This is a genomic window from Mesorhizobium sp. M4B.F.Ca.ET.089.01.1.1, from assembly GCF_004022605.1.
Classification (GTDB): Bacteria; Pseudomonadota; Alphaproteobacteria; order Rhizobiales; family Rhizobiaceae; genus Mesorhizobium; species Mesorhizobium abyssinicae.
Window position 1 is genome coordinate 1 of record NZ_RZOS01000220.1, and the last position, 9,306, is coordinate 9,306.

8 protein-coding genes are annotated in these 9,306 nt (G+C 65.0%); 6 read left to right on the forward strand and 2 right to left on the reverse strand.

Annotation, left to right across the window (positions count from 1 at the left end; translation table 11 throughout):
* The coding region (locus tag EN780_RS20035; RefSeq protein ID WP_128275091.1) for a hypothetical protein at positions 1 to 694 on the reverse strand (694 nt) is incomplete at its 3' end.
* A 128-nt stretch (positions 695 to 822) separates the two neighbouring features.
* Here EN780_RS20035 and thrC point away from each other — a divergent pair.
* From thrC to EN780_RS20055, 4 genes are read left to right on the forward strand one after another with little or no spacing between them, the layout of a single operon-like run.
* Entirely contained in the window at positions 823 to 2,220 is a 1,398-nt protein-coding gene (thrC, locus tag EN780_RS20040; protein ID WP_128275092.1) for a threonine synthase, read from the forward strand.
* A 14-nt stretch (positions 2,221 to 2,234) separates the two neighbouring features.
* Positions 2,235 to 3,527 (forward strand): pitrilysin family protein, encoded by a 1,293-nt coding sequence (locus EN780_RS20045; protein ID WP_127282492.1) that lies wholly within the window; start codon positions 2,235 to 2,237, stop codon positions 3,525 to 3,527.
* Positions 3,528 to 3,542: 15 nt separating this feature from the next.
* Entirely contained in the window at positions 3,543 to 4,139 is a 597-nt protein-coding gene (locus EN780_RS20050; RefSeq protein ID WP_127282493.1) for a GNAT family protein, read from the forward strand.
* A gap of 3 nt (positions 4,140 to 4,142) precedes the next feature.
* Positions 4,143 to 7,031: an EAL domain-containing protein gene (locus EN780_RS20055; protein WP_189340471.1), complete on the forward strand. Its 2,889-nt coding sequence runs from the start codon at positions 4,143 to 4,145 to the stop codon at positions 7,029 to 7,031.
* Here EN780_RS20055 and EN780_RS20060 read toward each other — a convergent pair whose 3' ends face one another.
* On the reverse strand, positions 7,032 to 7,640 hold the full coding sequence (locus EN780_RS20060) for a YqgE/AlgH family protein (RefSeq protein ID WP_127282495.1): 609 nt from the start codon (positions 7,638 to 7,640) through the stop codon (positions 7,032 to 7,034).
* A 181-nt stretch (positions 7,641 to 7,821) separates the two neighbouring features.
* On the opposite strand from EN780_RS20060, the gene EN780_RS20065 reads away from it, so the two are divergent.
* Complete coding sequence (locus EN780_RS20065) at positions 7,822 to 8,628, forward strand: protein-disulfide reductase DsbD domain-containing protein (RefSeq protein WP_128275093.1); 807 nt, start codon at positions 7,822 to 7,824, stop codon at positions 8,626 to 8,628.
* A gap of 118 nt (positions 8,629 to 8,746) precedes the next feature.
* Entirely contained in the window at positions 8,747 to 9,226 is a 480-nt protein-coding gene (locus tag EN780_RS20070; protein WP_127282497.1) for a peroxiredoxin, read from the forward strand.
* Positions 9,227 to 9,306 lie beyond the last annotated feature (80 nt).

Genomic DNA, 9,306 nt, shown 5'->3' on the forward strand with positions numbered 1-9,306 from the left:
GAGACCGGCCCTTGTCGGTCGCGGCTTTAGGCGTGTTTTCGTCGTAGCCGGCAAAGGCCTGGTAGTCCTTGGCGGTCGGTTCCGGCACCACGACGTTCTGGTCGGTGAAGACGAACTGCGTCGCGGCCGACGGGTCGGAGACCTGGACCTGGTACTGGTGGATCTGCGAGTAGAGCACATCGGTGCCGTGCATCACCGCGACGCGGATCGGCATGGTGATGGTGCCGGGCGCGAACATCGGTCCCGGCACGACCTTGCCGGCCACCGCTATCTTCATCGACAGCTGGCCGTTGGCGCGCGTGCAATCGCGGGTCACGTCGGTGATCGAGGCCTGATAGATGACCTTGGCGGGATCGCGATCGGGATCGACAATAGTGCCATCAGGCGCGGTCTGGGCGGCGGCGGCCTCGGCGTCCTGCGCGGCGTCGGCCTTCTTCCTGGGCTTGGCGCCGCCCTTGGCATAGGTGTTGAAGTAGGCGGTGCCGTCGCGCAGCGTCACTTTCGGGCAATAGGCCTCCAACTGGCTGGCAAGCACCTTGGGGTCCTGCGGCGGCGGTGGCGCCTGGGTGTCCTTCTTGCCCAGACCAAAGCTCAGTATGCCATTGTCGCTCGATTGGCAGCCGGCGGCGGCAAGCATAAAGCCGGCAAGCGCCAGACCCGCGACAAAACGACGGTTGACCGAATGAAACGCCATGAACTCCACTTCCCTCTCGCAAAGCTGGTGACGTATATCAACGGCGCGGCGAAAATGCGACTGAGCCGGCTCGGAAAATTAACCAATTGGCGGTGGATGAACCCGCCGGCTGCAATGGACTTGTGACGATGCAATATGTGAGTACCCGCGGGGACGCGCCCGTGCTTGGATTTTCCGACGCGGTGCTGGCCGGGCTGGCCCGCGACGGCGGGCTCTACGTGCCGCGCGAATGGCCGCAGTTTTCCGCCTCCGACATCCGCGCCATGCGCGGCCTCGCCTATCCCGACCTTGCCATTCGCGTGCTGACGCCGTTCCTGGGCGGCGAGATCGCGGCGCCCGTCTTCGAGCGGCTGGTGCGCGAGGCCTATGCCACCTTCCGCCACGAGGCCGTCTGCCCGCTGGTGCAGACCGGGGCGAACACTTTCGTGCTCGAACTCTTCCACGGCCCGACGCTCGCTTTCAAGGACGTCGCCATGCAACTGCTGGCGCGGCTGATGGATCATGTGCTGGCCGAGCGCGGCCAGCGCGCCACAATCGTCGGCGCCACCTCCGGCGACACCGGCGGCGCCGCGATCGATGCTTTCGCCAGCCGCGACCGCACCGACATCTTCATCCTTTTCCCGCACGGCAAGGTCTCGCCGGTGCAGCAGCGGCAGATGACGACGTCTAGCGCGGCGAACGTGCATGCACTGTCGATCGAAGGCAATTTCGACGATTGCCAGGGCCTGGTGAAGGACATGTTCAACGACCACGGTTTTCGCGACCGGGTCTCGTTGTCGGGCGTCAATTCGATCAACTGGGCACGCATCATGGCCCAGATCGTCTATTATTTCTCCTCGGCGCTGTCGCTCGGCGCGCCCGACCGGCCGGTGTCGTTCACCGTGCCGACCGGCAATTTCGGCGATATCTTCGCCGGTTATGCCGCGAAAAGGATGGGATTGCCGATCGATCGGCTGATCATCGCCACCAATGACAACGACATATTGGCGCGCACGCTGGCGAGCGGCGAATACCGCACCAAGGGCGTGTTCGCCACGACCTCGCCGTCGATGGACATCCAGGTGTCGTCGAACTTCGAGCGCCTGCTGTTCGAGGCGGCCGGCCGCGATGCCGAGACCGTGCGGCGCTACATGAACGGGCTGAAGCAGTCCGGCGCCTTCACCATCGAGGCGGGCGAAATCGCGAAGATCCGCGCCGAATTCGACGCCGGCCGTTCAAGCGTCGACGAGGTCGCCGCCACCATCCGTTCGACGCTCGCGGCGAGCAACTATCTGCTCGACCCGCACACGGCGGCGGCCGTGCACGTTGCCGCCGGAAAGGTCGATGGCGCAGTCCCCATGGTGGTGCTGGGCACCGCCCATCCAGCCAAGTTCCCGGCCGCGGTCGAGGCCGCCAGCGGCATCACGCCGGCCCTGCCGGCATGGCTGGGCGCATTGATGACAGCCGACGAAAAATACACGGTACTTCCCTCCGACCTGAAAATGGTGGAAGATTACGTCGGACGCCACACGCGGGCGGCGCGTTAAGGAGTACTTGCCATATGGGTGTTGAGGTAAGCCGTCTGTCGAACGGCCTGACAGTCGCAACCGAAACCCTTCCAAGCCTCGAATCCGTTGCCCTCGGTGCCTGGGTCAAGTCGGGCGCACGCAATGAGCGTGAGGAAGAGCACGGAATGGCCCATTTGCTCGAGCATATGGCCTTCAAGGGCACGAAAAGGCGCACCGCCTTCGAGATCGCCTCGGAAATCGAGAATGTCGGCGGCGAGATCAACGCCGCCACCAGCGTCGAGACCACCTCCTATTACGCCAGGGTGCTCTCCGACGACGTGCCGCTGGCGGTCGACATCCTGGCAGACATCCTGCAGGAGTCCGAATTCGACCCTGAAGAACTGGAGCGCGAACAGCATGTGATCCTGCAGGAGATCGGCGCCGCGCACGACACGCCCGACGATATCGTCTTCGATCGCTTCACCGAAACCGCCTTCCGCCACCAGACGATCGGCCGCTCGATCCTCGGCACGCCGGAAACGGTCAAATCCTTCACCTCCAAGCAGCTGCACAATTTCATCGAGCGCCAGTACGGCGCCGAGCGCATGGTGGTCGTGGCCGCCGGCGACATCAAGCACGACAATTTCGTGCGCGAGGTGGAGAAGCGGCTCGGCGGCTTCCGCGCCAAGGCCGAGAGCAGCATTCCGCAATACGCGCAATATGTCGGCGGCGACTTCCGCGAGGATCGCGACCTGATGGACGCGCAGATCGTGCTCGGCTTCGAGGGCCGCGCCTACCATGTGCGCGATTTCTATGCCTCGCAGGTGCTGTCGATGATCCTCGGCGGCGGCATGTCGTCGAGGCTGTTCCAGGAGGTGCGCGAGAAACGCGGCCTGTGCTACTCGGTCTACGCGTTCCACTGGGGCTTTTCCGACACCGGCATATTCGGCGTGCACGCCGCGACAGGGCAGAGCGATATCGCCAAGCTGGTGCCGGTCATCATCGACGAATTGCAGAAGGCCGGCGAGAACATCCTGCAGGAGGAGCTCGACCGGGCGCGCGCGCAATACCGCGCCGGTTTGATCATGTCGGCCGAAAGCCCGGCCAGCCGCGCCTCGCAGATCGCCAGGCAATTGCTGCTGTTCGGCCGGCCGATCGCCAAGGAAGAGCTGATGGAACGGCTGGCGGCGCTCACCACCGAGCGGCTGACCGATCTCTCGTCGCGGCTGTTTTCGACCAAGCCGACGCTCACCGCCGTCGGACCCGTGGGGACGCTGGCGCCCTATGAGGCGATTCTCGATTCGCTTTCGGGTCCGCAGACGACGGCCCGCAAGCTCGCCGTCTAGTCCTGCTCAAGCGCCATGTTCGCGCTCCCTTTCTTTCGCCGCGACCTGCCGGCACTGAAGGGCGACAAGGTCACGCTGCGCGTGCCGCTGACCAACGACTATCGTGATTGGTCGACGCTGCGCGGTGAAAGCCGCGCCTTCCTGGAGCCGTGGGAGCCGCGCTGGACGCCGGACGAGCTCGACCGCACGGCATGGCGGCTGCGCATCAGCCGCTATCGCGAGGATTACGCGCAAGGCACCGCGATCGCCTTCTTCATCTTCGAGAAGTCGAGCGGCAAGCTCGCCGGCGGCATCACGCTCGGCAACATCCGCCATGGCGTCGCGCAAAGCGGCCATATCGGCTACTGGATCGGCGAGCGCTATGGCGGCCGCGGCCTGATGACCGAGGCGGTCAAGCTGGTGTCGCGCTTCGCCTTCGATACGCTGAGGTTGCACCGGATCGAAGCGGCCTGTATTCCCGACAACGCCCGGTCGATCCGCGTGCTTGAAAAAGCCGGATTCCGGCGCGAAGGACTTCTGCGATCCTACCTCAGGATCAATGGTATCTGGCAGGATCATTACCTCTACGCCCGGATCGCGGACGATCCGCCGGGCGCTGGAACGAAGGGCTGATAGTTGACGAATTTTTCGCGATTCGCGTCGCTGCTCGCCCTTGTCCTGGCGATGGTCGTTGCGCTCTGCGCAGCCTCGCCGGCGTTCGCCGTCGAGCCGATCAAGATCGCCCGCGACGACGTGGCGCTCGATCTCTCGCGCGCCTTCGATCTGTACCCGAATCAAGGCGAGAATTTCCAGGTCTCGACAGCCCCCGGCCCCGACGGCATCGTAAGGCGCATCGAGGTGGAAGCGAAGGATTCGCGATCGAGTGGCGACTGGGCCGTGTTCGCGCTCGCCAACACCACCGACCAGCAGCTCGACCGGCTGATCGTGGCGCCGCATTTCCGGCTGGTGAATTCCGGCATCTTCTGGCCCGATCTCGGCGCGACGCGTATCGCCGCGATCACGCCCAGCGAAGGCTTCGCGCTCGACCGCCAGACCAGCCCCGATGCCGACGTCTTCCGGGTGACGCTGAACCCCGGCACTGTGGTCACCTTTGTCGCCGAGCTTGCCTCGCCGAAACTGCCGCAGGTCTACCTCTGGGATCCGGAATCCTACAAGGACTCGGTCAATTCCTACACGCTGTTCCGCGGCATCGTCATCGGCATCGCCGGCCTGCTAGCGCTGTTCCTGACCATCCTGTTCGTCGTCAAGGGCACCTCGATGTTCCCGGCGACGGCCGCGCTTGCCTGGGCGGTGCTTGCCTATATCTGCGTCGATTTCGGCTTCCTCAACAAGATCATCGAGATATCGCCCGGCAATGAACAGATGTGGCGCGCCGGAACGGAGGTGGCGCTGGCGGCGACCTTCGTTGTGTTCCTGTTCGCCTATCTCAACCTCAACCGATGGCACGGCCATTTCAGCTACGGCGCGCTGGTCTGGATCCTCGGCCTGCTCTTGATCGCCGGCGTCGCCATCATCGATCCGGCGGTGGCGGCCGGCATCGCCCGCATCTCGTTCGCGGCAACCGCGCTGACCGGGCTCGGCCTGATCATCTTCCTCGGCATTCGTGGCTATGACCGTGCGATCATGCTGGTGCCGAGTTGGGTTATGGTCTTGCTGTGGCTATGCGGGTCGTGGATGGCGATCACCGGCATGCTCGACAACGATATCGCCCAGCCAGCGCTGGGCGGCGGCCTGATCCTGATCATCCTTCTGATCGGCTTCACCGTCATGCAGCACGCCTTCGCCGGCGGTGGCGCCCACCAGGGCCTGTTCTCCGATCTCGAACGGCAGGCGCTCGCCGTCGCCGGATCGGGCGACATCGTCTGGGACTGGGACGTGCTGCGCGACCGTGTCGTCACCAAGCCAGATGTCAGCCTGCAACTTGGCCTTGCCCCCAACAGCCTTGGCGGGGCGGCCCGCAACTGGCTGCCGGTGCTGCATGCCGACGACCGCGACACCTTCCGCACCACGCTCGACGTTGTGCTGGAGCATCGTCGCGGCCGGGTGGCGCAGAATTTCCGCCTGCGCGGCGCCGACGGCCACTATCATTGGTTCGCGCTGCGCGCCCGCCCAGTGATCGGCTCGGACGGCGAGGTGATCCGCTGCGTCGGCACCATGGTCGACGTGACCGAGCAGAAAAAATCCGAGGAACGGCTGCTGCACGACGCCGTGCACGACAATCTGACCGGCCTGCCGAACCGCGAACTGTTCATGAACCGGCTGGAGGCGATCATCTCGATCGCCCGCACCGAAGACAAGGTGCGGCCGACCGTCTTCGTTATCGACATCGACCGCTTCAAGCAGGTCAATGACGGCCTCGGCATCTCGGCCGGCGACACCATCCTGCTCACCATTGCGCGCCGTCTGCACCGGCTCTTGAAGCCGAAGGATTCGCTGTCGCGCTTTGCCGGCGACCAGTTCGCGCTGATGCTGCTGTCGGAACAGGATCCGGCCCGCATCGCCGCGGTGGCGGACGCCATCAAGCATGCGATCAACAACCCGATCACCTTCGCCAAGCGCGAGATCGTGCTGACCGCCTCGATCGGGCTGATCACCTGGACGACGGCGCAGACCTCGTCCGAGGACATGGTCAAGGACGCCGAGCTCGCCATGCACCAGGCCAAGCGCTTCGGCGGCGACAGGATCGAACCGTTCCGGCCAGCCTTCCGCACCGTCGGCACGGACCGGCTGCAGTTCGAATCCGACCTGCGCCGCGCCATCGAACGGCGTGAATTCACCCTCGCCTACCAGCCGATCGTGCGGCTGGAGGACGGCAGCGTCGCCGGCTTCGAGGCGCTGCTCAGATGGGACCATCCGCGCCGCGGCATGATCCCGCCGGCGGATTTCATTCCCGTCGCCGAGAATTGCGGGCTGATCGTGCAGCTCGGCCTGTTCGCCATGCAGCAGGCGGCCGAGGACCTGGCGACCTGGCAGAAGCAGATCGGCGACGCGCCGCTGTCGGTTTCGGTCAACCTCTCCAGCCGCCAGCTGATCCGCCGCGACCTGGTCAGCGACGTGCGCTCGGTCATCGCGCGCGCCAATCTGAAGCCGCGCTGCTTCCGCCTCGAGCTCACCGAATCGCTGGTGATGGACAATCCCGAGCAGACCTCGCATGTGCTGACCAAGCTGAAGCAGCTCGGCATCGGGCTGTCGCTCGACGATTTCGGCACCGGCTATTCCTCGCTGTCCTACCTGACGCGCTTCCCCTTCGACACGATCAAGATCGACAAGAGCTTCGTCGACGACGCGACGCCGAAACGCGCCGTGCTGCTGAAGTCCATGGTCAACATGGCGCACGAGCTTGGCCTGTCCGTCGTGGCGGAAGGCATCTCGGACGAAAGCGATGCGCTGGAGCTGCGCCAGATGGGCTGCGAATATGTGCAGAGCTTCATGTTCGGCGCGCCGATGCCCGGCGACCAGGTGCTGAAGACGCTGAAGGAACAGTATCCGCTGACGCAGGCCTGATCAGGCGTGGCCGGCGGCCAGGCTGAGATGCGCGAGATCGATGCCGATCGAGGCGAGGATGCGGTCGTATTTGCGCTCGATGTCGGCGTCGAACAGAAGCTCCGGTGTCGCCGGGCAGGTCAGCCAGCCATTCTCGGCGATCTCGCTTTCGAGCTGGCCTGCGCCCCAGCCGGAATAGCCGAGCGCCATCAGCGCATGGCGGGGACCGCGGCCGGACGAGATGGCGCGCAATATGTCGACGGTGGCGGTCAGGCAGATGTCGTCGGAAACGCTGAGCGAGGATTCCACCCGGTAGTCGCCGGAATGCAGGACGAAGCCGCGGCTGCGGTCCACCGGCCCGCCGTTGCGCACGACGAAATCGCGCGCATGCGCCGGCAAGCGGATCGCCTCCTGCTCGTTCATGATGCCGAGCTGCACCAAAAGATCCGGAAACAGCATCTGCTGCGTCTGGTTGATGATCAGGCCCATCGCGCCCTCGTCGCTGTGGGCGCAGATGTAGATGACGGAGCGCGTGAAGCGGTCGTCCTTCATGCCGGGCATGGCAATCAGGAACTGATCGTCGAGAAAGCCGCGTCCGGCGGCCGTCTTCTTGTGGCGCAACAAGTCCATGGATGGGAGGGTAACGCGTTTCCCGGGCGTCGGAAAGATGCGCCGCGCGCGATTTGCGGCCGGCGTGCCGCTGCCGATTGCGCCGCGCGCTTTTTGGCACGCGCACGATGTCACGCAAATATGATACCGAATGGCTGATGAAATCATTGCGCAGCCATGAACTGACGATCAAATCACCGCCATGCAAAGCTTGAAGATCCTGCTGCTCTGCTCCGCCTTTGGATTGGGAACGAGCATTCCCGCCTCGGCCTCCTCCTCGATCTGGTACAACAGCGAAGGCGGCCAGGTGCGGCTCGTCACCAGCGGCAAGCCCGACGAGGCCGGGCACGTGCAGGGCGTGCTCGACATTGCGCTGAAGCCCGGCTGGAAAACCTATTGGCGCGACCCTGGCGATGCCGGCGTGCCGCCGCAGATCGACATTTCGCCGAGCACCAACGTGGCGAGCGCCGCCTTCTCGTTTCCGCCGCCGCAGCGCCATGACGACGGCTACGGCAAATGGGCCGGCTACGACCATCCGGTGTCGCTGCCGGTGACCTTCACGCTGTCGGCCGCCGACCAGCCGACCATCATCGTGGCCGATGTCTTCCTCGGCATCTGCGAGACGATCTGCATTCCCGTGCAGACGCGACTGACCATCGACCCGGCTTCCGACGCGGACAATGCCGAGGATGCGGCGCAGGTAAAGGCGGCATTCGCGGCGCTGCCGGCGCCGCCACGGCCCGATTTCGGCGTCAACGTGCTGCCGGGCGACCATGAGACGCTGGTCGTCGAAGCGAGCTTCCCGGGCGATCCGGAAGCGGCCGACTTCTTCGTCGCCGGCGAGCGGGACTATATGTTCGGCGCCCCGTTGCGCAGCCAGAAGGACGGCAAGCTGGTGTTCACGGTGCCGATCCTCGACCGGCCGTCGACGACGCCAACCGATGGCGGGCTGCACTACACGCTGACCAGCGCCGACGGCGCGGTCGAGGGTCTGCTACCCTTCCCGTGACGCAGATCGCAACATCTCTTGCTCCAGGCGGCCCGGCAGTTGCGGGCGGCATCCGACTTCGCTATCGCAAGGGCACGCCCTGCCCTCCATCTCTCCCAATCATCGAACGAGGTATTCCATGATCTCCGTTGGCGACAAACTGCCCGAAGCGACCTTCAAGACGATGACCGCCGACGGCGCCAAGCCGATCACGGCGGCCGAGATCTTCGCGGGAAAGAAGGTGGTGCTGTTCGGCGTGCCCGGCGCCTTCACGCCGACCTGCAGCAACAACCATTTGCCCGGCTATCTGGAAAACCGTGACGCCATTCTGGCGCGCGGCGTCGACACGATCGCCGTCGTCTCTGTCAACGACGCGCATGTCATGGGCGCCTGGGCGCGCTTCACCGGCGGCGAAGACAAGATCCTCTATCTGGCCGACGGCAGTGGCGACTTCGCCAAGTCGGTCGGTCTCGACAACGACCTTTCGGCAAGCGGCATGGGGCTGCGCTCGAAGCGCTTTTCGATGATCGTCGAAGACGGCAAGGTCACCGCTCTCAACGTCGAGACCAAGCCCGGTGTCGACACGTCGGGCGCTGCTCACATCCTGGAACAGCTCTAGCCCGCAGCCGGGACGAGCCACACACCGCCAAGGATCGCGCCCGACAGCGCTTGGCGTTTCTTGCCTATGGGGGACCTGAC

Coding starts and splice junctions, on each gene's coding strand:
- thrC (WP_128275092.1), top strand. CDS start 823: ATGCAATATGTGAGTACCCGCGGGGACGCGCCCGTGCTTGGATTTTCC.
- EN780_RS20045 (WP_127282492.1), top strand. CDS start 2,235: ATGGGTGTTGAGGTAAGCCGTCTGTCGAACGGCCTGACAGTCGCAACC.
- EN780_RS20050 (WP_127282493.1), top strand. CDS start 3,543: ATGTTCGCGCTCCCTTTCTTTCGCCGCGACCTGCCGGCACTGAAGGGC.
- EN780_RS20060 (WP_127282495.1), bottom strand. CDS start 7,640: ATGGACTTGTTGCGCCACAAGAAGACGGCCGCCGGACGCGGCTTTCTC.
- EN780_RS20065 (WP_128275093.1), top strand. CDS start 7,822: ATGCAAAGCTTGAAGATCCTGCTGCTCTGCTCCGCCTTTGGATTGGGA.
- EN780_RS20070 (WP_127282497.1), top strand. CDS start 8,747: ATGATCTCCGTTGGCGACAAACTGCCCGAAGCGACCTTCAAGACGATG.